14 protein-coding genes and 1 pseudogene are annotated in these 22,357 nt (G+C 74.0%); 3 read left to right on the plus strand and 12 right to left on the minus strand.

Going from position 1 to position 22,357, the window contains the following annotated elements:
* Window positions 1-91 precede the first annotated feature (91 nt).
* Both ACZ7FF_RS09790 and ACZ7FF_RS09795 read right to left on the minus strand, forming a co-directional pair.
* On the minus strand, window positions 92-4,993 hold the full coding sequence (locus ACZ7FF_RS09790; RefSeq protein WP_470810907.1) for a DNA repair ATPase: 4,902 nt from the start codon (window positions 4,991-4,993) through the stop codon (window positions 92-94).
* A 326-nt stretch (window positions 4,994-5,319) separates the two neighbouring features.
* A complete protein-coding gene (locus tag ACZ7FF_RS09795) occupies window positions 5,320-7,476 on the minus strand; it encodes a flotillin family protein (protein ID WP_470810908.1) in 2,157 nt (718 codons plus the stop codon).
* Window positions 7,477-7,710: 234 nt separating this feature from the next.
* Between ACZ7FF_RS09795 and ACZ7FF_RS09800 the strand changes: the two genes are divergently transcribed.
* A complete protein-coding gene (locus ACZ7FF_RS09800; protein ID WP_470810909.1) occupies window positions 7,711-8,778 on the plus strand; it encodes a PucR family transcriptional regulator in 1,068 nt (355 codons plus the stop codon).
* A gap of 61 nt (window positions 8,779-8,839) precedes the next feature.
* On the opposite strand, the gene ACZ7FF_RS09805 is transcribed toward ACZ7FF_RS09800, so the two are convergent.
* From ACZ7FF_RS09805 to ACZ7FF_RS09835, 7 genes are all read right to left on the minus strand, one after another.
* On the minus strand, window positions 8,840-9,778 hold the full coding sequence (locus tag ACZ7FF_RS09805; protein WP_470810911.1) for an MIP/aquaporin family protein: 939 nt from the start codon (window positions 9,776-9,778) through the stop codon (window positions 8,840-8,842).
* A 127-nt stretch (window positions 9,779-9,905) separates the two neighbouring features.
* On the minus strand, window positions 9,906-10,583 hold the full coding sequence (locus ACZ7FF_RS09810) for an SDR family NAD(P)-dependent oxidoreductase (protein WP_470810913.1): 678 nt from the start codon (window positions 10,581-10,583) through the stop codon (window positions 9,906-9,908).
* A 41-nt stretch (window positions 10,584-10,624) separates the two neighbouring features.
* Entirely contained in the window at window positions 10,625-11,320 is a 696-nt protein-coding gene (locus tag ACZ7FF_RS09815) for a DUF4328 domain-containing protein (RefSeq protein ID WP_470810914.1), read from the minus strand.
* Between the two features lie 58 nt (window positions 11,321-11,378).
* Window positions 11,379-12,785 (minus strand): MFS transporter, encoded by a 1,407-nt coding sequence (locus ACZ7FF_RS09820; RefSeq protein WP_470810916.1) that lies wholly within the window; start codon window positions 12,783-12,785, stop codon window positions 11,379-11,381.
* Window positions 12,778-14,697 (minus strand): glycoside hydrolase family 15 protein, encoded by a 1,920-nt coding sequence (locus ACZ7FF_RS09825; RefSeq protein WP_470810918.1) that lies wholly within the window; start codon window positions 14,695-14,697, stop codon window positions 12,778-12,780. The genes ACZ7FF_RS09820 and ACZ7FF_RS09825 overlap by 8 nt, the downstream gene beginning before the upstream one ends.
* A gap of 117 nt (window positions 14,698-14,814) precedes the next feature.
* On the minus strand, window positions 14,815-15,729 hold the full coding sequence (locus ACZ7FF_RS09830; protein WP_470811445.1) for an RNA polymerase sigma-70 factor: 915 nt from the start codon (window positions 15,727-15,729) through the stop codon (window positions 14,815-14,817).
* Between the two features lie 395 nt (window positions 15,730-16,124).
* Window positions 16,125-16,811: a DUF6445 family protein gene (locus ACZ7FF_RS09835; RefSeq protein ID WP_470810920.1), complete on the minus strand. Its 687-nt coding sequence runs from the start codon at window positions 16,809-16,811 to the stop codon at window positions 16,125-16,127.
* A 282-nt stretch (window positions 16,812-17,093) separates the two neighbouring features.
* On the opposite strand from ACZ7FF_RS09835, the gene ACZ7FF_RS09840 reads away from it, so the two are divergent.
* Window positions 17,094-17,813, plus strand: a complete 720-nt coding sequence (locus ACZ7FF_RS09840; RefSeq protein WP_470811447.1) for a DUF4142 domain-containing protein — start codon at window positions 17,094-17,096, stop codon at window positions 17,811-17,813.
* Here ACZ7FF_RS09840 and ACZ7FF_RS09845 read toward each other — a convergent pair.
* Together ACZ7FF_RS09845 and ACZ7FF_RS09850 are read right to left on the minus strand one after the other, a co-directional pair.
* Window positions 17,810-19,456, minus strand: a complete 1,647-nt coding sequence (locus ACZ7FF_RS09845) for a glycoside hydrolase family 13 protein (protein ID WP_470810922.1) — start codon at window positions 19,454-19,456, stop codon at window positions 17,810-17,812. The two genes, ACZ7FF_RS09840 and ACZ7FF_RS09845, sit on opposite strands and share 4 nt — an antisense overlap.
* 102 nt (window positions 19,457-19,558) lie before the next feature.
* Window positions 19,559-19,744 (minus strand): annotated as a pseudogene (locus ACZ7FF_RS09850) (nucleoside hydrolase); the annotation flags it as partial.
* Between the two features lie 205 nt (window positions 19,745-19,949).
* Between ACZ7FF_RS09850 and ACZ7FF_RS09855 the strand changes: the two are divergent.
* Window positions 19,950-20,735 carry a hypothetical protein gene (locus ACZ7FF_RS09855; RefSeq protein ID WP_470810923.1) on the plus strand — a complete coding sequence of 262 codons (786 nt, stop codon included), beginning with the start codon at window positions 19,950-19,952 and terminating at the stop codon, window positions 20,733-20,735.
* Between the two features lie 31 nt (window positions 20,736-20,766).
* On the opposite strand, the gene ACZ7FF_RS09860 is transcribed toward ACZ7FF_RS09855, so the two are convergent.
* The gene (locus ACZ7FF_RS09860) at window positions 20,767-22,110 is read right to left on the minus strand and encodes a helix-turn-helix domain-containing protein (RefSeq protein WP_470810925.1); all 1,344 of its coding nucleotides are present in this window, start codon (window positions 22,108-22,110) and stop codon (window positions 20,767-20,769) included.
* Between the last annotated feature and the right edge of the window lie 247 nt (window positions 22,111-22,357).

A 22,357-nucleotide genomic window follows, 5' to 3' on the forward strand; every position in this document is an offset into this window, starting at 1 on the left:
GGAGCATGCGCGCCCGGCGGTTCAGAACGGCTTCAGCCCGGTTTCGGTCCCCGGGAGGGGCTGAAACCGGGCCGCTCGCGGCCCGGTCGGATCAGAGTCCGCGGGACCGGGTGATCGCGGACTCCACCGCCGCGACGCGGTCCGCGAGCAGGCCCAGCGCGGCCACGGCCCGGGCCAGGGGGTCCTCCTCGGGGCCGCCGAGGGTGCGGGCGCGGACGTGGGCGGCCCGCACCTCGGCCCAGCGGTCCGCCTGTGCGGCGCTCAGCGTGCCGCGCAGTGCGGCGAGTTTGAGCAGGTTGGCCTCGGCGCCCGTGGTGAGGGTCTGGGCCTCGGCGGTGTAGTGGTCGTGGACGACGGCCTCGCGTTCGGAGTCGTTCATGACCGGCCGCAGCCGCTGGGCGATCTTGTTCATGTCGCGGTAGGAGCCCTGCAGGCGGAACGGGGGCTCGGTGCGCGCCGCCTCCGACTGGGCGGCGGAGGCGATGTAGGCCGCGTTGACGGTGAGGACCGTGTCGCGGACCGCCAGGAGGTGCCGCAGCACGGCCACCGCGCGGTCGAGTTCGGCCGGGGGCAGCGCGTGGGCCAGCCGGTCGGCGCGGGCCGTGGGGTCGGCGGCGGCCAGCCGGACCAGCAGGTCCAGGTCGGCCCTGTCGCGGGCGGCGAGCGGGGCGAGCACCGGGTTGGCGGTGAGGGCGTTCTCGACGAAGCTGAACGCGAAGGCGTCCTCCTTGCCGGTGAGGACGTCGCCGAGGTTCCACACGTCGGCCCGGTTCGCGAGCATGTCGGGGATGCGGAACCGCTCCCCGGACTCGGTGTACGGGTTGCCGGCCATGCACACGGCGAACCGCTTGCCGCGCAGGTCGTAGGTGCGCGGTTCGCCGTCCCACACGCCGTCCACCCGCCGGGTGGCGTCGCACAACGGGATGAACTTCTGCAGCAGTTCGGGCGAGGTGTGCTGGATGTCGTCCAGGTGGAGCAGGGTGTTGTTGCCGGCCGCCAGCGCGAAGTTGATCTTCTCGATCTCGCGGCGGGCGGTGGCGTTCGGCGCGTCGGCCGGGTCCAGCGAGGTGACGGTGTGGCCGAGCGCCGGGCCACTGACCCTGACCAGCATCAGCCCGAGCCGGTCGGCGACGTACTCCATGAGCGTCGTCTTGCCGTAGCCGGGCGGGGAGACCAGCAGGAGCAGCCCGCCGGTGTCGGTGCGCCTGCTCTCGCCGGTGGTGCCGAGCTGGCGGGCCAGGCTGTCGCCGATCAGCGGCAGGTAGACCTCGTCCACGAGCCGGCCCCGCACGAACGCCGGCATCACCCGGGGACGGTGGTCGTCCAGGCGGAGCCGGTCGCGTTCGGCGGCCAGCAGGGCGCCGCGGCGGCGCTGGTAGGCACGGAAGGCGGGCACCTCGTGCGCCGCGTGCCGGGCCGTGCGGGCCAGGAACTCGTCCAGCCGCAGCTCCAGCCGCCCACCGCGCACCCGGGGGTGGGTGCCGAGGAGGCCCTCGGCGGTCGCGGTCAGCGGGGCGTCGCCGTCGTGGCGGGGCAGGCCGGGGCACAGTTCGGCGGCGACCGCCTCGGCCAGCTCGCCGGGGCCCGCGTCGCTGCCGCTCGCGGTGGCGTACGCGGTGAGCCAGGCCTCCACGACCTGCCGGCGCGCCCGCAGTTCCGTCAGACCCTCCAGGTCCCGGCCGTAGTCCGAACCCGCGAGCGCGTGGCGGAACTTCTCCAGCAGGGCGCGGGCCGCGGCGCCCAGGACGAAGCCCTCGGGGCCGCCGGTGGTCAGCTCCTCGAAGAGGTACGCGGCGGCGGCCTCCGGGAGCGCCCGGGCGGCCTCCGCCTGCTGCGCGGACGGCGCCAGGGCCGGCCGGTCCTCCTGCCCGGCGGCGTGCCAGGCCCCGATCGCCGCCGTCAGCTCACCGGCCAGCTCGCCGAGCGCGGCCGACGGCCCGAAGGCGTCCCGGGCGCGGGCCAGCGACAGCGCCCGCCGTGTCCAGCCGGCGCGGTCCCGGTCGGTGGTGCCGTGGGCCCAGAACAGCTGGGCCGCGGCCCGGGCGGCGGGCTCGTGGCGCAGGGTGCCGGCGCCGTCGTACAGCGGCAGCAGGGCGGTGAGGATCACGGTGGTGTCGTGGTCGTGGACACCGCGCTCGTAGCCCTCGTCGTACGACTCCTGCGCCGCCCGGCGGACGAGGTCCGGCAGGTCGTCGGCGGCGGCGAGGGCGGCCGGGCCGTGCTCGGCCAGCAGGCGCGCGGCGAGGTGCTCGGCGCGGTAGACCGCGGGCGACTCGGACGGCAGCTGCCGGTCCCAGTACGCGCGGGTCGCGGCGAAGTCCGGGTCGGTGACCGGGGCGCGGTAGTCGGTGCCGGTGACGGCGAGGGCCAGGCCGTCGCCGTGCGGGACGAGGGTGAGGTCGAGCGGCTGGGTGTTGACGGCGAAGCGGTGGCCGCCGAGCAGCAGGGTGCGGCCCTCGTCGGCGTACAGGTCACCGCGGTCCCGCAGGGCGCGTGCCGCCTCCTGGCGGGCGGCCTTGAGGCGGCCGTCGAGTTCCTCGGCGCGCACGCTGTCGCCGAGGGCGCGCAGTTCGTCCGCCGTGCGGCGGACCTTGGCGACCAGCGGGTCGGAGGCGAAGTAGGTGGTGACCGCGTCGGCGTCGGGGAGCGTGGCCGCGCGCCGGGTCACCGTCTCCAGCACCCGGCCCGCCGAGACGGCGAGCTGCTCGGCGCGGCGGGCGCGGGCGTCGGCCAGGGACTGCTTGCGGGCGGCGAACGCCTCGTAGATCCCGGTGCGTTTGTCCGCGAGTTCGGTCAGGAAGTCGTCGTACTCGGCGAACCGTCCGTCGAGGTCCTCCAACCGGGCGAGGACGGCGTTGAGTTGGTCGTCGCACGCCTCGGGTGTGCCGGAGGCGGCGAGGGCGGCGGTGACGGCCTGGGCGAGCAGGGCCGTCTCGGCGGCGAACTCGGCGCGCCCCTCGTGGTCCCTGAGGCCGCGGCGGCGGGCGTCGAGCGTGGCACGTGCCCGGTTGACGCCGCCCAGCACGTCGGCGATCCGCTCCAGCACGGCGGTGCGTACGGTGGCGTCGGCGATGTCGAGGCCGGTGACGACCTCCGAGACCGTGCCCAGTTGTCCGGCGAGTTCGTCGAGGCGGTCGGTGACGGGCCCGGCGGCGGCGACCGTCTCGATCGCGTCCGCGTCGGCGACCAGCCGCTCCACCTCGGCCCGCTGCCCGGCGAAGGCGTCCTCGCGGGCCAGGAACGCCACCGCGCGCCGCCCGAAGGCGGCGAGGTCGGCCTCCGTCTCGGCGGCCAGCGCGTCCACCCGGGCGGTGTCCGCGTACCGCAGCTCCCTCAGCGTGAGCAGGTGGCCGTGCGCGTGCCGGAGCTCGGTCAGCCCCCGCACCCAGGCGGCGGCCTCGCGCGGGGCCTCCCCGCGCAGCCGGCGGACCACGGCGGCGATCCGCTCGGCGGCCTCGTCCAGCGCCACGGCGGCCTGCCGGGTCAGGTCCTGCACGGTCTCGAACTCGGCGAGCACCTGGTCGGCGGTCTCCCGCACCGCCGACAACGGCTCGTACAGATCGCCCAGTTCGGGCTCGGTGAGCCAGTGGTGGGCGTCCCCGGCGCGCACGCAGGCGGCGGCCAGCGCCCGGTAGCCCTCGCTGGTCCGGATGCCGTCGGCCACCAGCCGGGCGACGGACAGGCAGTCGGCGAGCCCGCGCACCAGGTCGGCGTTGCCGACCCGGGCGAGCGCGCCGGTGCCGGTGCGCAGGGCGGCCGCGTGGGTGTCCGAGACGTACGGCGAGGTCCACCACTGGAGCGGATGGGTGTGCGCGGGCTCGTCGCCGCCGGCGCGCAGCACGGCGAGGGCGCCGTCCTGGAACAGCGCCCAGCCGCGGCACGGCAGCGGGGTCGCGACCTCCTTGCGCAGGGTGTTGTACGACAGCAGCAGCGTGCGGCCGCCGGCCCGGGACCGGAAGGCGTAGAGCACGTCCTCGCCGTTCGGCGCGCGTACCTCGCACTCGTACTCCAGGCCCGCGGTCTCGAGGTCGTACGTCTTGTGCGCGCCGGTGGCCAGGCAGTACCCGCCCGGGAACACGACGCCCTGCTCCTCGGGCAGCAGACGGCAGGCCTGGCCGAGGCCGTCGAGGCGGACCACCGTGCGGGTCAGGGTGTTGAACACCAGGTACCGGTCGGCGTCCTCCTTGTACGGCCGCACCCGCAGCAGCACCAGCGGGCCGACGCACGCGTGCGCGACAGCGGCGTCCGCGAGGGCCTGCAGCGGCTCCTGCACCGGCTCCGCGTACAGCTCCTCCCCCTGCGGGGTGCGCACGGTGAGCCTCCCGCCGACGGTGGCCACGCCCAGCCCACCGGGCACGGCCACGTACGGCTCCCGGCCCAGCACGTGGTCCTCGCGGCTGGTCCCCGTCCACGTCACGTCCTGGGCGGGCGGGAAGACGTCGTCCCGGTCGCCGCGCGCGTCCAGGAACTGCGCCCGGCCGTCCTCGGTCAGCGACCAGCGCAGGGCGCGGACGTCCTCTGCCTTGTCGCCGGTGCGGAACACGGCCAGCAGGCGGCCCTCGACCCGGCGCAGCCTGAGCAGCCGGGCCTGCCGGTAGTACCGGTGCAGGGCGGTGAACTCCCGGACGAACGCCGGGTCGTCGAGCAGGCCGGGGACGGCGTCGCCGGCCAGCCGGTCGCCGTCCCGGTCGTACAGCGCGAGCACGTCGGCGACGGCGGTCTCGGCGCCGTCGGCCGACCTGCCGGTGCCGCCGAACAGCAGGGCGTCCCCGACGGCCACGATGTCGCAGGGCACGCACGGGTGACCGGTGCTCAGCCGGGTGGTGGCGGCGAGGTCGAGCCGGACCGAGCCGAACTCCTCGGCCCGCCGGGCGTTGAGCGCCTCGGCCCGCCGGGCCAGCTCGGCCGCCTGCCCGGCGAGCCGGTCGCGCAGCACCTCGTAGGTACCGGCGTCTGCGGCACCGGCCACGGGCGGCTCTGGGGCGGTGGACATGGGTTCCCTTTCCTACGGACACGCCTTCATACGGGACGGACACGGGGGCCGCCGGGTGGGGTGCGGGTGCGGCGCGGCGGGGGCCGCAGGGCCGGGTGCGCGTAGGTCGACGCGGTCCGACCGGGTGCCGCCGGGCGGGGTGCGGGCCCCCACGTCACACGGGCGGAAGCAACCCGGCCGAGTGCCGGCGCCCCCATGTCGACCGGGCGGAAGCAACCCGGCCGGGTGCGGGTCCGGCAGCGCCGCCGGGGCGGGGGCCGCCGGGCCGGTGCGGGTCCGGCCCGGGTCGCTCGCGCAGCTCCCCGCGCCCCTTCGGGGCGCCGGCCTCAGCCGTGTACCGCGGTGCCGTTCATGGCGGCCAGCGGTGTGTCCGACAGGCCCAGTTCGCCCGCCCGGTCCAGCAGCTTCTGGAACCGGCCGGCCTCCGCCCCGCCCCCGCTCATCAGCTTCATCAGCAGCGCCGACACCGTCAGGTTCTGCACATCGGCGCTGCCGACCGAGCCGAGGATCCGGCTCAGGTCGTCCGTGAAGCTGCCCGACCCGTCCAGCCAGGGCCTCGCCAGGGCCTGCGCGGTGTGCGAGCTGTCGACGAAGCCGTCCACGCCCTTGCCCAGCGAGACCGCCGAGACCAGCCGGTCGAAGAAGACGGACTCCCCGCCCACGATGTCGATGTCGGCGTGCTCCAGGCCGGTGGCGAGGACCGTGGCCTGCGCCTCGGCGACCTGCCGCTGCGTCTCCAGACCGGCCAGCCGGATCTCCTTCTCCGCCTGCAGCCGCAGCCGGTACTCCTCGTGCCCGCGCGAGGCCTCGTCCAGTGCGGCCATCGCGGCGGCCTTGTCGGTCAGACCCGCGGCCTCGGCCTTCAGCTTCTCGCCGATGCCGGTGGCCTCGGCGAGCGCCTTCGCCCGGGCACCCTCCGCCTCGGCCTTCAGCCGGGCCTCGGTGGCCTCCGCCGCCGCCCGCGCGCCCTCGGCCTCCGCGAGCCCCTTCGCCCGCGCGCCCTCCGCCTCGGCGAGCGCCTTGGCCTGGTTGCCCTCGGCCTCGGCCCGCAGCAGCGCCTCGGTGGCCTCCGCCTCCGCGCGGCCGGCCTTCACGGTGACCTCGGCCTCCCTGTCGCGGACCTGCTGGGCGGCGAGCCCCTCGGCGGCGGCCTCGGCCTGCACGCCCTCGGCGAGCCGCAGCTTGGCCCGTGCGTCGAGGTCGGCGGTCTTCAACCGGGCCTCGGCGAGGGTGAGTTCCTCGGCGGCACGGTGCGTGGCGGCCTGCTCGGCGGCCTCCGCGGCCTTGATGTCCTTGACCAGCCTCTCCTGCGCCTCCGCCTCCGCCGCGATGACGATCGCCTGCCGGTCGCGTTCGGCCTGCTCCACCGCGCGCAGCTTCTTGATGGACTCCTCCTGCTCGGCGACCGTACGGTCCACCGCGACCCGCTCCCGGATGACCTCGGCGATCTCCCGCTTCTCCGCCTCGACCTCCTTCTCGGCGGAGATCTTCGTCAGCTGGGTCTCCCGTTCCCGGGCGATGACCTCCAGCAGCCGGTCCTTCTCGATGCGCTCGTTCTCCACGGCGATGACCCGCTCGCGGTTCTTCGAGGCGACCGCGATCTCCCGGGCCTGGTTCTCGCGCTGCACGCCCAGCTGTTCCTCGGTGCGCAGGAAGGCGCTCTGCGCGCGCAGCCGCTCCTCCTCCATCACCCGGGCGGTCTCGGCCTCCTCGCGGGCACGGGAGGTCTCGATCTCCCGGCGCTGCTTGATCTCGGCGTCCGCCTGCCTGCGCTCCAGCTCCAGGATGGCCTCGCGGGCGTCGACGTCCTGCCGGGTGATCTCCTTCTGCTCCGTGCGCTTGGCCTCGTTGGTGCGCACGTGCTCGATCGCCGTCAGCTCGGTGATCTTGCGGATGCCCTGGGCGTCGAGGACGTTGGCCGGGTCCAGCTGGGTGAGCGGCGTCTGCTCCAGGTAGTCGATCGCCGCGTCCTCCAGGTGGTAGCCGTTGAGGTCGACGCCGATCAACTCGATGATGTGGTAACGGAGTTCCTCGCGCTTGGTGTAGAGGTCGGTGAAGTCCATCTGCTTGCCGACGGTCTTCAGCGCCTCGGAGAACTTCGCGTGGAACAGTTCCTGCAGCGTGTCCTGGTGGCTGGCGCGCTCGGTGCCCACGGACTGGGCGACCTTGATGACGTCCGGGACGGTCTTGTTGACCTTCACGAAGAACAGGATCCGGATGTCGGCGCGGATGTTGTCCCGGCAGATCAGACCGTCGCGGCCGGAGCGGCTGATCTCGATGGTCTTCACCGAGATGTCCATGACCTCGGCCTTGTGCAGGATCGGCAGCACGACCTGTCCGGTGAAGGACACGTCCACCCGCCGCGTCCTGGACACGATCAGGGCCTGGCTCTGGTCCACCTTGCGGTAGAGCCGGGAGAACGCGAACAGCACGAGCACGGCGGCGACCAGGCAGGCGGCCGCCAGCACGCCAAGGGCTTCCATGGCATACGTCCTTGCGTCAGACGATGAGTTCGGAGCTCCCCCGTGGCCCCGGTGCCGGACATCTGCCGGTACCCGGCACCGGAACCCTCCGTAGTGCTCCCCACCGAGGATGGTGCGACCACGGCGCGCGCCCGCGCATTGCCGGTTTCCGGCAGTGTTCACTACTGTCTGGGTGCCGGAGTTGCGCCAGGAAAACGTCACCGGCACGTCAAGATCACGGGGGAACGGGGCAGGGTGACGGACCACGACATACCGGAGCACTATCTGGAGGGCTTCGCCCGGACGCTGGCCGAGGTCGCGGACACCGGCCGGCGCCTGAGCCGGGAGGAGCTGAAGACCCGTCGCACGCTCGGCGAGCAGGCCGCCGAGGCCGGTCACGGACTGCGCGCCCTGATCGTCGCCCATCTGGCCGCCGCGCGGGGCGCCTGGCCGACCGGGCCGGGCTCGACGGAGAGCACACTGGCCGCCCTGGCCGCCGTGGAGCAGGCGGTCGACGCGTTCGCCGACGGCTACGAGCGCGCCCAGCGGCTCACCGTGCGCCGGGAGGAGGCGGGCCGCCGGGAGTTCATCGACGACCTGCTCTACGGCCGCAGCGACCTGGGCCGGCTCGCCGAGCGCGCCGAGCGCTTCGGCCTCCGGCTGTCCCGCGCGCACGCGGTGGCCGTCGCCGAGGGCCCGGCGTCCTACGCCGAGGGCGGCCCGGTCGCCCGGCAGGTCGAGGCCGCGGTCCTCGCCCGGTTCGACTCCCACAACATCCTGCTCACCACCAAGAACGGCCGCCTGCTGTGCGTCGCGCCCGGCGACGAGGACGACGTCCTCACCCACTTCGCCCGGCAGGCGTACGCGGCCACCGGCGGCGGCCGGGTCGCGATCGGCCGCCCGCAGTCCGGTCCCGGCGGGGTGGTGCAGTCGTACGAAGAGGCGCTCGCCGCACTGGAGATGGCCGATCGCCTCGCCCTGGACGCGCCACTGCTGCGCGCCGCCGATCTGCTGGTCTACCCCGTTCTCGCGCGCGACCGGCAGGCGATGGCCGACCTGGTGCAGCACACGCTCGGGCCGCTGACCTCGGCCCGGGGCGGGGCGGCCCCGATGCTGGACACCCTCGCCGCGTACTTCGACGCCGGGTGCGTGGCCGCCGAGGCGGCCCGCCGGCTCTCCCTCAGCGTGCGCGCGCTCACCTACCGCCTGGAGCGCATCCACCAGCTCACCGCCGCCAACCCGGCCGACCCGGCCCACCGCTACATGCTGCAGACGGCCGTGATCGGGGCCCGCCTGCTGGACTGGCCGAACCGGCCGCTGTGACCCCGGCGGCGGGCCGGCGGCGGCACCGGCGCGTGCGGCCCGCCTCGCTCCGGCCCGGCGGCTACTCCTCCTCGACCGGCCGGGTGCGGCCCGGTTCGGGCAGTTCGCCCATCTCCTGGCGCACGACCAGGACGTCGCCGATGAACAGGTCGTACACCAGGACCCCGATGACCCCGCCGATGAACGGACCGACGATCGGGATCCACCAGTAGTCGCTGAACGCTCCCGCCTGGGTGCCCGGGAACGCCAGGCTTCCCCAGCCCGCAACCCAGGTGAACAGCCGGGGCCCGAAGTCGCGGGCCGGGTTGATGGCGTAACCCGCGTTGGCGCCGTAGGACATGCCGATGGCGGCGACGGCGAAGCCGATGATCAGGGGGCCGAGGTTCGCCTTCACGGCCTGGTTGCGCAGGTCGATGACGGCGACCACGAACATGACCAGGAACGCCGTGCCGACGATCTGGTCGATCAGCGGACCCGCGACACCCCCGTGGAAGTACGCGGCCGGGAAGGTGGCGAAGATGGAGAACGAGGCAAGCGTGTGCCCGTTCGTCTTCGGCGCGTTCAGCGCGGAGTCGAAGGCGCTGATGGCGCTGTGGTAGACGAGGTAGACCAGCGCCGCGCCGACGAACGCCCCGGCCACCTGCGAGAAGATGTACGGCACCACCTTGGCCCAGGCGAACCCGCGGCGCACGGCCATGGCCAGCGTCACCGCCGGGTTGATGTGGGCGCCGCTGACCCCGCCGGCCACGTAGACGCCGAAGACGACGGCCATCGCCCAGCCCCAGGTGACCAGCAGCCAGTCACCGGCGGCGAGGAAGATCGTGGTGGGTGTGGCGGCACGGCCCGAGCCGGGCAGCGCGGCCACCGCCATCGCGACCACACCACAGCCGAAGGCGATGAGGACGAACGTCCCCAGGAACTCGGCGAGGCACTCGCCCAGCAGACCTCCCCTGGCCCGCAGCCGGGAAGGCTTGATCAACGCAGGGATTTCGACAGCCATTGAGGCCCCCTCTGAAGAGAGCAATGCGGCCAACATCACCATATTGGCCCATAAATGCTCTTGACGCAGGGTGAACGCCGACCGGCGGGCCGTCCAGCCCCCCGCGCGGGGGCGCCGTGACCGGCTCTCAGCGGCTGTCGAGGTCGTCCGCGAAGTGCCGGAACCCGCGCCGCTCGCGGTGCATGTTCCACAGCATCCCGGCGAGCACGTCGGGGTCCTTGCGGGGGTGGCCCGGGGTGATGGCCCCCGGGATGACCAGCTGCGCGACGTGGATGCCCTCCCGGGCGAGCCGTTCGTGCAGCAGATGCCCGTACGCGCTCTCCGCGGCGAAGGCTATGGAGGTCCCGGCCCGCTCGGTGTGGGGCACGACGGCGGTCCCGCCGTTGACGAAGAGGATCGTGCCGCGTCCGGCCTCGCGCATCCCCGGCAGGACCTGCTGCACGGCGGCGACCGGCCCGTACACGGAGAACTCGATCGGCCCGATCAGCTGCCGGTGCCCGGTCTCCAGGACGGGCCGCATGAAGTCCCGGTGCGGCACCGGACTGTACTGGAGCACCTCCACGGTCCCCAGCTCCCGGCCGGCCTCGCCGAGGGCGCGGGAGAGCTCCTCCGGCTCCCGCACGTCGGCCGGGAAGGCGCGCGCGCGGACCCCGCTCCCGTCCAGCTCCCGGACCAGCGCGTCCAGCCGCTCCCGGTCCCGCGCGACGAGGGCGATGTCGTAGCCCTCCCGCCCGAACCGCCGTGCGACGGCGGCCCCGAGCCCCGGCCCGGCTCCCACGATGGCGAAAACGCTCACGCCACCCATCCGTACCGCACCGGGCCCCGGCCCGCATCCCGGGGCGGGGATCAGCCCCGGGCCGCCGGCACGGCGCCCTCCTGCGCCCGCACCGCCTCCCGGATCCGCTCCGCCTGCACGGCGGTGACGGCCCGCACGGCGAGGGCCCCGGCGACCGCGGCCCCCACGACGACCGCGTCGGACACGAGCAGCGGCCACACCGCGGTGTACGCGCGGGCGATGATGTCGTCGGTGGAGTTGTCGTAGAGGATCCCCACGCCGGTGGTCATGCCGACGAGCCACAGCCCCCACCACACGTTCACGGACACGGGCAGCCGCCGTTCCGGGGCGGTGCCGCGGAAGGCGTCGGCGACGATCCCGCGCGGGAACCACAGGTTGACGACGGGCACGACCCACCCGAGCCACACCCAGATCCCGGCGTACTTGGCCGGCTGCCCCGACAGCGCACGCGCGTTGTCCCGCAGCCGCCACAGCCAGCCGACGAACAGCAGCGCGCAGAGCACGACGAAGCCGTTCGCGACGGTGGTGACGAAGTGGTACGAGTTCTCCAGCGCGTCGAGCGGCCGGTGCACCCCGCCGCCCTGGTCGGGCGGCCCCGCGTCCGGCTCCCCGGCCATCGCGAGCCGCACCTCCCAGGCGCCCCGCGCGACCCAGCCGAGTCCGGCGAGCAGCAATCCCCCGACGGCCAGCCGCCCCGCGCCCTCGACCTGCCTGAACTCAAGCGGTTGGTATGTCTGTTCGGTCATCCGGTCATCCTGGCGCACCCGCGGGCCCGCCCGCCAGGGACGCCTCCTGACGCCTCCCTCAGGGCCCCGGTGGTGTCCTCACCGGGGGCGGGGCCCCCGTCCGGGGCAGCCGCGCCGCCGCGGAGAGACCGCCGAGCCCGATGACGCCCAGGACGATCATCGCCGCCGCGTAGGCGCCCTTGGTCAGACCCGAGACCAGGATGGTGCCGGCGATCGCCGTGCCGAAGGAGGAGCCGAGGTTCGACACGCTCCGGGACAGGCCCGAGATCTCCCCCTGCTGCGCCTCCGGGAAGCTCGACTGCACGACGTTGACCGACGGGGTCAGCATGACGCCGAGGCCGAGCCCGATCAGCAGCAGTCCGGGGACGAAGGCCCAGGCGGTCGAGGTGGCCGCGGCCAGGGCGACCAGGACGGCAACGCCCGCGATGCAGACGGCGAAGCCGGTCATGATGAGCGTGCGCTGGGCGTACCGTCGGGCCAGACGCTCCGCGGACAGCGACGTGACCAGCAGCCCGAGCGTGGCCGCGGTGAAGATGACACCGGTCTGGATGGCGTTGTAGCCGCGTACGACCTGGAGGTAGGCGGCCACCGTGAACGACGAGCCCAGGAGCATCAGCCACTGGACGTTCTGGGTGACCAGGCCGAGGTTGGACGTGCGGTTGCGGAACAGGCTCAGCGAGAGCAGCGGCTCCTCCCCGGCGGCCTCCTTGGCGCGCACGGAGCGGAAGAACCACACCAGCACGAGGGCGCCGAGGACCAGCAGTCCGACCATGAGCCAGATGTTGTTGTCCGCGGCCAGGATGCCCATGACGACGAGGACGAGACCGACGGCGGAGAGCACCGCACCCGAGATGTCGAAGGAGCGGGTCGGGTCGGGCGGCAGCGGGTCCTCGATGTGCCGGCTCAGCCACACGATCACCGCGATGACCAGGGCCTGGAAGACGAAGGCCGCGCGCCAGCTGATCCCCGTGGTGATGAGGCCGCCGATCAGCGGTCCGGCGGCGGCGCCCACCCCGCCGGGCGCCATGATGACGCCGAACGCGCGCGCCCGGGAGGCCGTGTCGGGGTAGAGGACGGTCGTCAGGATGTAGACGGGCGGGATGAGCAGGGCGGTGCCGACGCCCTCCAGGACCGAGTTGCCGAGGATCAGCACCCCGAGGCCGGGGGCGGCGGCGCTGAGCAGGGCGCCGATCGCGTACACGACGAGGCCGGTCAGGAAGCAGCGCTTGCGTCCGTAGCGGTCGGTGAGCTTGCCGCCGGGGATCATCAGCGCCGCCATCACCAGCAGGAAGAGCGTGATGGCGATCTGCACGCCCTGGACGGTGGTGTCCAGGTCCCTGCTGATGTCGTTGATCATCACGTTCATGTTGGAGCCGGCGAAGCTGCAGATGAACTGCGCGAGGGCCAGGGCAGCGAGGACGCGTCCCTGTCCCGCCGCCTGCTTCGGCGCGACCGTCTCAACCACCGGTGTCGTCCCGGGCCGTGCTCTCGGTGGGGACCCTCAGGCCGAGGGTCGCCGGGTTGCGATGCTCGTGAACGTGCGGGCGGAGCCCCGACTCCGCCCGGCCCAGCTCCTCGTCGAGGGCCACCGCGGCGGTGACCAGCGCGAGGTGGGTGAAGGCCTGCGGGAAGTTGCCCAGTTGCTCGCCCGAGGGGCCGATCTCCTCGGCGAACAGGCCGACGTGGTTGGCGTAGGTGAGCATCTTGTCGAAGGCGTGCCGGGCCTGGTTGAGCCGGCCGCTGCGGGCGAGCGCCTCGACGTAGAGGAAGCTGCACAGGTTGAAGGTGCCCTCGGAGCCGCGCAGCCCGTCGGGGGAGGCCGCGGGGTCGTAGCGGTAGACGAGGCTGTCGCTGACCAGCTCGTCCTCCATGGCGTCGAGGGTGCTGAGCCAGTCGGGGTCGTGGGGCGAGAGGAAGCCGACCTTCGGCATGAGCAGCAGGGAGGCGTCCAGGACGTCGGTGTCGTAGTGCTGGACGAAGGCGTGCCGTTTCTCGTGCCAGCCGCGCTCGACGATGTCCCGGAACACCGCGTCGCGGATGCCGGTCCAGCGGGCCACGGCGGCCGGGCGGGAGAACTCGTCCGCCGCGTGGATGGCGCGGTCGAACGCCACCCAGGTCATGAGCCGGCTGTAGGTGAAGTTCTGCCGGCCGCCCCGGGTCTCCCAGATGCCCTCGTCCGGCTGGTCCCAGTGGTCGGCGAGCCAGTCCAGGGTGCCGCTGAGCGCCTTCCACCCCCGCACCGCGCCGATGTCGCCGCCCACGATCAGGGCGTCCGAGGCCTCGCCGTAGATGTCGAGCTGGAGCTGGTCCGCGGCCGCGTTGCCCGCCCGCACCGGACGCGACCCGCGGTAGCCCTCCAGATGGCCGAGGATCTCCTCGGTCAGCAGGGGGTCGCCGTCGACGCGGTACATGATCTGCAGGGGGTCGCCCGAGGCGGTGGCGCCGGCCTCGATGCGCTCGCGCAGCCAGTGCCGGAAGGCGTGCGCCTCGTCGTGGAAGCCCAGGTCGATCAGGACCCGCACGGACAGGGACGCGTCCCGGATCCAGGTGTAGCGGTAGTCCCAGTTGCGCTCGCCGCCGATCTGCTCGGGCAGTCCCATGGTGGCGGCGGCGATGGGCGCGCCGGTGGGCGCGTAGGTGAGCAGCTTCAGGGTGATCGCCGAGCGGTTCACCACGCCCTGCCAGCGGCCGTGGTAGGTGCACGAGCGCAGCCAGTCCAGCCAGAAGGCGCGGCACGCCTCGAAGTCGTCGGCGACGCCCTCCAGCGAGGGCCGGGGCGGGGCGGGGGTGCCGCTCGCCGCGCTGGTCAGCACGAACGCGGCGGCCTCGCCGGCCGACAGGGTGAAGCGTGCCGTGATGTCGTCGCCCCGCGCGCGCAGCGGGGCCCCGGTGGTGGACTGGAGGTGCAGGTCCGTGCCGGGGCCATGGAAGAGCGCGGCGTGGCTGTCGGCCAGGTCCAGGGTGTGGGGGGCACGGCCGTAGTCGAAGCGCGGCTCGCAGGCGAAGGTGAAGGGCAGGCTTCCCCGCACCACCCGGGCGACCCGCACCAGCCGGTGAGCGTCCTGCGGCACCGGTGAGTCCAGGGGCGGCATGAAGTCGGCGATCTCCCCGACTCCCCCGGGTGTCATGAACCGGGTGACCAGCACGGCCGTGTCGGACAGGTACAGCTGCCGGACCGTCATGCCGTCGCCCTCCGGGAGCTCCACGGCGAGCCGGCAGTGTCCTCCGCGCTCGCTGTCCAGGAGTGAGGCGAAGAGGCTGGGGGAGTCGAAGCGTGGCGTGCACCACCAGTCGATGTCTCCGTCGGAGGACACCAGGGCGGCGGTCTGGAGATCGCCGACCATGCCATGGTCGGCGATGGGCGGGTACCGGTTCACAGGGGCTCTCCCTCGTCGGGCTGACGCACCTCAGCGGCCTGGGCAGGCCGGCACCGGCCTGCGCACGGCAAGGGTCCGGCAGCCCGGTGGGCGCCGCCTCACCCCCCACGGGTGAACTCAGCCCGGGCCCGGTGCGCCGTCGTCCCCCTGCGCCTCGCCCTCCTGCACGCCCCTCAGCTTGTCCGGATTCACCTGGACGCGCAGGTTCTTGATGCCGTCCTCCGCCAGGTCGAACGTCAGGGCCGCGACGGGCGTGTCCCCGACGGCGCACAGGACGCCCAGTTCGCCGTTGATGTGGGTCGGGCGGAAGGTGACACCGGCCGCCTGGGGCTTGGTCAGCACGCCGAGCAGCCAGCGGGCCACGTGGTCGGGGCCGTGCAGCGGGCGGCGGGCGGCGGTGACCTTGCCGCCGCCGTCGGACCAGGCCGTGACGTCGGGGGCGAGGAGTTCCATCACCGCGTTGAGGTCGCCGCCGGCGCAGGCCTCGATGAAGCTGCTGGTGACCTGGGCACGGCGCCCGGTGTCCGTGTCGAAGCGGGGGCGGCGGGCCTGGACGTGACTGCGGGCGCGGTGGGCGATCTGGCGGACGGTGGGTTCGGGGCGGTCGAGGATCGCGGCGATCTCCGCGTGGGAGTAGCCGAAGACCTCGCGGAGCACGAAGACCGCGCGTTCCACGGGGGCCAGGGTTTCCAGGATCACCAGCATCGCCGTCGACACGCTGTCCGCCAGTTCCGTCCCCTCCGAGGCGTCGGGGGACGTGAGGAGGGGTTCGGGGAGCCAGGGGCCCACGTACTGTTCCCGGGTCGCGCGGGCCGAGGTGAGACGGTTCAGGGAGAGGTTCGTGACCGTGCGGACCAGGTAGGCGCGGGGGTTGCGGACGGCCGTGCGGTCGGCCGTGTGCCACTTCAGCCAGGTGTCCTGGAGGACGTCCTCCGCGTCCGTCACGCTGCCCAGCATCCGGTACGCCGTCGCGAACAGCAGGCGGCGGTGGGTGAAGTACGGGTCCGTGGGGGCCTGGGTGTCGTTCTCCATGGGGTTCAACCTGCCAGAGTCCGCGCCCCGGCGGGGGCGGTGGCGGCCGCCGGCCTCGACACCGTCACCGGCGGGTTCAGCCCCCTGCCGGTACACCGGCAGGGGGCTCGCGCTGACCAGCTCCTTGTAGCGGACCGCCGCCCTGCCCCGCAGGTACGCCCGCCGGGGTGTGTCGTCGGCGTGGGTGAACCGGATCACGGCGTCGCGGCGGCCGAGGGAGACGGGCTGGTGGACGTAACCGAAGCGGAAGGGGCGCGGGGTGCGGCCCCTGAGCAGCCGGGCGACTTCGACATGTCCACTCCCCGGACGGGTCACCGGCCCGGGTGGGGCCCCGGGCCGTCACCGTTCACCGGTGACGGCCATGGGACAGCTGGGCGGCCGCGGATGTGACAGCCTCAGGCCATCCAGAAGAACACCGCGGTCATGCGCTTCTCCTCCAGCGTGCCGCCGGAGTAACCGGTGGCGCTGTGCACGAGGTTGGCGTTGTACAGCAGGAGGCGGTTGTACTTGTGGGGGACACGGACGTCCTCCTCGAAGGCGTCCGGGGCGACGAAGCGGGTGCCGAGGGCCTCGACGAGGTTGTTGTGGGGGGCCTGGACGACATTGCCGCCGAGCCGGCCGCCGGGCAGGTGCTGGCGGTAGAAGCTGGTGCCGCAGTCCTTGGGCACGTGCGGGTTCAGGTACAGCACGGCCGCGTACCGGCACAGCGCGCGGGAGTCGGTGTGCGGGCGGGGCTCGCTCTCGCCCTCGCCGACGACCTGGACGCAGTTGTGGTTGAGGGTGCCGCCGCCGGGCGCCTGCTGCACCCACAGCTTCCTGGCACCGGTGGCCTTCTGCACCAGCCGCTCGATGTGGGCGAGTTCGGCGGCTTCGAGGCCGGGCATGGCGCGCAGGCCCGGCCAGGTCTCCGAGGTGTACGGGTATCCCTCGACCCAGTCGTCCTTGGCCAGGCACCGCTCGCGCACGGCGTCCGCGTCGGGCAGGACGTCGTCCAGGACCCAGTAGTCACGGCCCCTGGTGGGCTTGCGGTAGGGCAGCACGGGAAGGGCCGCGGGCATCCTGGGAGGTGGCTGTGGGGGCATGCCGCGAATCTAGGCCCGCGTTCGGCCCGCCTTCTCCCGAGGGAAAGTCAACGTTTCGCCAACCGTTCGTCAGGAACGGTCAACGGGGCCGCCGGGGAGCCCGGTTGGGCGACCGGCGGGATTTTTACCCGCGCGACAGAGACGGATCGCCTCCGTTTCCGTACTGCTGTGCGTCCGAACCTCCCACGCCGTCCTCGTGGGCGGATCCACGACCGGGCAGGAGGCACGGTGCGCTTTTCGCGGAACGCGACGGGAACTCTCTTCGTAGGCGGTGCGATGGCCATGACACTCGCGGCACTGGTCTACCCGGGCATGCTCGGCATGACCAAGGTCACCACCGCCCAGGACCGCGTCATCGCCAACACCCAGTGGGGGCCGCTCACCGAGCAGGACCGGGACTTCGTGGTGAAGGTGCGGGCCGCCGGCCTGTGGGAGTACCCGGTGGGGCAGCTCGCCCTGCAGAAGGGGACCACACCGGCCGTCGTCACCGCGGGCCACCATCTGCTCGACGGCCACGCGGCACTGGACATCACCTGCCGCAAGATCGCGCCGATGCTGAACATCACGCTGCCCGATCTGCCGAGCCCCCAGCAGCAGGGCTTCCTCGACACGCTGCGGGCGGACAAGGGCCGGAAGTTCGACTCCGACATGGCCAACATCCTGCGGATGACGCACGGGGCCATCTTCAACGCCATCGCGAAGATCCGCTCCACGACCAAGAACTCGCTGGTGCGCGCGCTCGCCGACCAGGCCAACGACACCGTGCTCGACCACATGACGGTGATGGAGAAGACCGGTTTCGTCGACTTCGACCAGACCATCTTCCAGCAGACGACCCCGCCGAAGCTGCCCAACTCCGACCTGACCCCGCCGCCCCCGGCCGCAGGTCAGCCCGAGGTGGTGCTCACCCCGCCGCCGAACCCCACGTCCACGCCGGTGGACATCAACGGCCTCACCGGGGGCGGCGGGGCCACCCCGAGCCCCAGCCCGACCGTGGGCTAGGCCAGCCAGACCGTGGTGTCCGGCGGCAGCGTCCCGTCGCCGGGCAGGGGGCCGCTGCTCAGCAGGACCTCGCCCGGCGGCAGGGGCACCGGCCCGGCGGCGAGGCTGGTGACGCAGCGCCAGGCGTCGGAGCGGGCGAAGCCGAGCACACCCGCGGGCGTGCCGGCCGTCCAGGTCAGGCCCTCGCCCGCGAGGAGCCCCCGGCGCAGCCGCAGGGCGGTGCGGTACAGCTCCAGCGTGGAGCCCGCCACCCCGGCCTGCGCCTCCACCGCGTACGCCGCGAAGGACGGCGGCTGCGGCAGCCAGGCGCCGCCGGGCCCGAAGCCGTACGACGGCCCGGTCGTCGTCCAGGGCAGCGGCACCCGGCAGCCGTCGCGGCCCTTGCGGACATGGCCGGTCTGCTCCCAGATCGGGTCCCGCAGCACCTCGGTGGGCAGGTCGGCCACCTCGGGCAGGCCCAGTTCCTCGCCCTGGTAGAGGTACGCCGATCCGGGCAGCGCGAGCATCAGCAGGGTCGCGGCCCGGGCCCGGCGAAGGCCCGCCCCGGCGTCGACCGCGGGCGCCTGCCCGCCGGACAGCAGCCAGGCGCCGGGGTCGGTGCCGGGCGGGAGCATCAGCCGGGAGGCGTGCCGGACCACGTCGTGGTTGGAGAGCACCCAGGTGGGCGAGGCACCGGCGGCGCGCGCGGTGGCCAGTTCCCCGGTGATGACCCGGCGCAGCCCCGCCGCGTCCCAGTGCGCCTCCAGGTACTCGAAGTTGAAGGCCTGCCCGAGTTCGTCGGGTCGGGCGTACAGGGCGCGGCGGGCGCCCGGCACCCAGGCCTCGGCGACGGCGGAGCGCGGCGGGCGGTAGGCGTCGAGGACCTTGCGCCAGTCCCGGTAGATCTCGTGGACCTCGTCGCGGTCCCAGTACGGGTGGCTGCCCGGCGCGACGCGCGGCAGGGCCGTCTCGCCGGTGGCGCCGAGGCCGCCGGTGTCCCGCAGCGGCTCGGTCAGGTCCTTGGCCAGGCCGTGGGCCACGTCGACGCGGAAGCCGTCGACGCCCCGGTCCGACCAGAACCGCAGGGTGGTGCGGAAGTCGGCGCGGACCTCCTCGTTCTCCCAGTTCAGGTCGGGCTGTTCGGGGGCGAACAGGTGCAGGTACCACTCACCGTCGGAGGTCCGCCGCCAGGCGCTGCCGCCGAAGACGGACTGCCAGTCGGAGGGCGGGAGTTCGCCGTACCCGCCGCGGCCGGGCCGGAAGACGTAGCGGTCGCGGGCCGGGGAGCCGGGCCCGGCCCGCAGCGCCTCCCGGAACCAGGGGTGCCGGTGCGAGGTGTGGTTGGGGACGACGTCGACGACGACCTTCAGGCCGAGCCGGTGGGCCTCGGCGACCAGGGCGTCGAAGTCGTCCAGGGTGCCGAGGCGCGGGTCGACGTCCCGGTGGTCGGCGACGTCGTAGCCGCCGTCGGCGAGTTCGGAGGGGTAGAAGGGGCTCAGCCACAGGGCGTCGACGCCGAGCGCGGCGAGGTGGTCCAGGCGCCGCGTGACGCCCCTCAGGTCACCGAGGCCGTCACCGTCCGCGTCGGCGAAGCTGCGCGGGTAGACCTGGTAGATCACGGCCTGCCGCCACCAGTCGGGGTTCCTGGACGAGAGGTCTGCCATAAGCGTTCCGTTCGGGCGGTACGACGTTCACGGACGCGGAGAATCTGTCCACATCGCCCGGAAAGGGAACCTCGGTCCGGCGGCGGCAGCGGGCCGCGGGTGTCAGGGCCGCTCGACGGTCTCCAGGTACAGCTTCACGTACCGGTCCACGTCCACGTCCAGCGCGACGTCCACCAGCGCCTGTTCGCGGCGGCCCTCGTGGATCTCGGACTCGCCGGGGCGGGGGCGGCGGTCGACGACGGTCTGGCCGCGGGCCGGGCCGGGGTCGAGGCAGACCTCCACCGGCAGCGGCCCCCGGCCGGTGACGCTGGTCCCCACCGCGCCCCAGACCAACATCGCTCTGCTGCTGCGGACCCACCCGGAGGTGACCCGCAACATCCGCTCACCCGGACGGCGCGCACCCGGACGGCCCGCCGCGCTGGTGGGCCTCCCGGGGCGGTGGTGCCGTGAGAGCAGGCATCCCCCACCGGCCGGCCGTCAAGGAGGCACCCCGATGTACACCGAGATACGCCCGCACGGCCGCCTCCTGCTCTCCCTCGTCGGCACCGGCCTCCTCGCCTTCGGGGGCTGCGCGGCCCTCGCCCTGAAACAGCCGGCGACCGCGCCGCAGCCGCTGCCGACCATCGACCGGCCGGCCCCGGCGCACAAGACGCCCACCCGGAGCGACGGTTCCACACTCACCGACGAGCAGGTGCAGGCCGCGCTTCTCACCCAGACCGACCTCGGCGCCCCCTGGACCGCGACGCGCGGCGCGGCGACCTGGCGCGACGGCCTGCTGAAGTCCACCACGTCGGCCGGGCAGTGCCAGCGGCTGCTGGACGCCCTCTACAGCGACCAGCTGCTCGGCGGTCCGGCCCGCGCCGCCGTCGGCCTCGACAACGCCGACACCGACGCCCAGCTCCGCTACCAGATCGGTTCTCGCCGCCCGTCGGACGTGGACGCCACGCTGGCCTGGCTGCGGACGATGCCGGCGCAGTGCGCGCGGTTCACGGCCACCACCCAGGACGGGACCGTGGAGGACGTGCAGGTCTCCGAGGCCCCGCTGCCGGAGGTCGGGGACGCGCGCCAGGGGCTGCGCGTCACCCTCGCCGCCATGACCACCGACGGGCAGGAGACGACCCTCTCGCTGGACGTGGCCGCGGTCCGGGTCGGCGACGACTCCTTCGCCCTCACCAACGGCGGCCTCGGCGCCGTGCCGAACGACGCCACGCAGGCCGCCGTCCAGGTCGGCGCGCTGCGGCTCGCGGAGATCCGCAGGCAGGGCCGCGCCCAGGTGTGACGCTCCCCGGGCCCCGTGAGGCACCGCCGGTTCACAGCGGCGGCTGGGCCGGGGCCGGGCCGAGGGTGGTGGTGCCGGGGGCGGTGCGGTGGCCGAGGCCGGTGCGGTAGGCGTCGAGGGCGGCCTCGACCCGGCCCGTGCGGCGCAGCAGGTCGCCCAGCAGGCGGCACAGGTCACCCAGGTCGCCCGCGGCGCCCGCGCGTTCCAGCAGGCTGAGTGCGCGCACGTAGTGCTCCTCGGCGGCCTCGGTGTCGCGGGCGTCCTCGGCGATGATGCCGAGCAGGCGGTGGGCGGCGGCCGCGTGCACGGCGCCGCGTTCGGAGGAGAGGTCCCCGAGGACCCCCTCCAGCAGCGCGGCGGCCTCGGCCGACTTCTCGCGGCGGTGCAGGACGTCGGCGAGCTCGACCGTGACCTGGCTGCGGTAGAGGGCGGCCTGGCTCTCCGCGAGCATGTCCAGTGCCTGGCGCAGCTCCCGCTCCGCGCCGTCCAGCTCGCCGTTCTGCGCGTGGACGTAGCCGCGCATCCAGTGGCAGTTGGCCAGCTCGGTGCGCAGGCGGAGCCGGCGGTACAGCTCGGCGGCCTTGGCGAGGGAGGCGTCCGCCTCGGCGACCCGGCCTTCGGCGAGCAGGGTGCGGGCGACCGAGCGGTGCATCCGGGCGATCAGCGCGGGTTCCCCGGCCTGCGGGGCGAGGGCGAGCGCGAACTCGGCGGCCTGGGCGGCGCGGGCGTGGGCGCCCATGTCCATGTACGGGCCGATGACGCTCGCGTACAGCAGCAGCAGCGCGTCGGGGTCGTGCAGCCCGCCGCGGTTCAGCTCGTCGAGGGTGGACTCTAGGAGGTAGACGGCGTACCGGAGTTCGCCCGCGAGGTAGTGGGAGACCGCGCGGCCGCGTACGGCGGGCACGCGCGCCGCCAGCGAGTCGCCGGCCAGCCGTTCCTCGGCGCGTTCGAAGTGCTCGCGGGCCCGGGCCAGCTCGCCGGTCACCAGGGCGCATTCACCGAGACCGAGCAGGGCGGTGGCCTGCTCACGGCGGAGGTCGTGCGCCTCGGCGTCGGCGAGCAGTACGGCGTACGAGGTCGCGGCCTCCTCGGCCCGGCCGTCGGCGAGGACGCGCTGGGCATCGGTGAGGCGCAGCCGCAGATCCGTGGCGAGGTGGGCGGGGCGGCCCACGGCCAGTTCCTCGAAGGCCACGCCGAGCCGCCGCGCGATGTGCCGCAGCGCCTCGTCGGAGGCGCGGACGCGGCCCGCCTCCAGGGTGGAGATGTAGGCGGGTGTGTAGGCCGGTTCGGCCAGTTGCCGCTGGGTCAGGCCGCGCTCGGTGCGCAGGCGCTGCACGCGCCGGCCCACGACCTCCGGATCGTCCCGTTCCCGCATCCCCGTGAACCCCTCAACTGGCCCGGCAGGCCTTGCCGTTCGGCTCGGCCTGCCTCTAGGTTAAACGGCGGATTAAGCCTGCTTAATACGCCGCTGTCGTGTTGCGAGGTCACCGTGCCCGGACGTGTATCCGAACCTTACGGAAACTCCACCGCACGGAGGGCGGTCGCCGCAGCCGTCATCGCCGCAGCGGCCCTGATCATCGCCGCGAACGCCGGCCCGGCCCGCGCGGCGACGGCGTCTCCGG

Source organism: Streptomyces sp. NPDC037126 (genome assembly GCF_055605965.1).

What these genes read in the sequence shown, in the direction of transcription:
- ACZ7FF_RS09855 (WP_470810923.1), top strand. Translation starts at nt 19,950, where the DNA reads ATGTACACCGAGATACGCCCGCACGGCCGCCTCCTGCTCTCCCTCGTC.
- ACZ7FF_RS09860 (WP_470810925.1), bottom strand. Translation starts at nt 22,110, where the DNA reads ATGCGGGAACGGGACGATCCGGAGGTCGTGGGCCGGCGCGTGCAGCGC.
- ACZ7FF_RS09845 (WP_470810922.1), bottom strand. Translation starts at nt 19,456, where the DNA reads ATGGCAGACCTCTCGTCCAGGAACCCCGACTGGTGGCGGCAGGCCGTG.
- ACZ7FF_RS09835 (WP_470810920.1), bottom strand. Translation starts at nt 16,811, where the DNA reads ATGCCCCCACAGCCACCTCCCAGGATGCCCGCGGCCCTTCCCGTGCTG.
- ACZ7FF_RS09805 (WP_470810911.1), bottom strand. Translation starts at nt 9,778, where the DNA reads ATGGCTGTCGAAATCCCTGCGTTGATCAAGCCTTCCCGGCTGCGGGCC.
- ACZ7FF_RS09790 (WP_470810907.1), bottom strand. Translation starts at nt 4,993, where the DNA reads ATGTCCACCGCCCCAGAGCCGCCCGTGGCCGGTGCCGCAGACGCCGGT.
- ACZ7FF_RS09840 (WP_470811447.1), top strand. Translation starts at nt 17,094, where the DNA reads ATGACACTCGCGGCACTGGTCTACCCGGGCATGCTCGGCATGACCAAG.
- ACZ7FF_RS09795 (WP_470810908.1), bottom strand. Translation starts at nt 7,476, where the DNA reads ATGGAAGCCCTTGGCGTGCTGGCGGCCGCCTGCCTGGTCGCCGCCGTG.
- ACZ7FF_RS09830 (WP_470811445.1), bottom strand. Translation starts at nt 15,729, where the DNA reads ATGGAGAACGACACCCAGGCCCCCACGGACCCGTACTTCACCCACCGC.
- ACZ7FF_RS09810 (WP_470810913.1), bottom strand. Translation starts at nt 10,583, where the DNA reads ATGGGTGGCGTGAGCGTTTTCGCCATCGTGGGAGCCGGGCCGGGGCTC.
- ACZ7FF_RS09815 (WP_470810914.1), bottom strand. Translation starts at nt 11,320, where the DNA reads ATGACCGAACAGACATACCAACCGCTTGAGTTCAGGCAGGTCGAGGGC.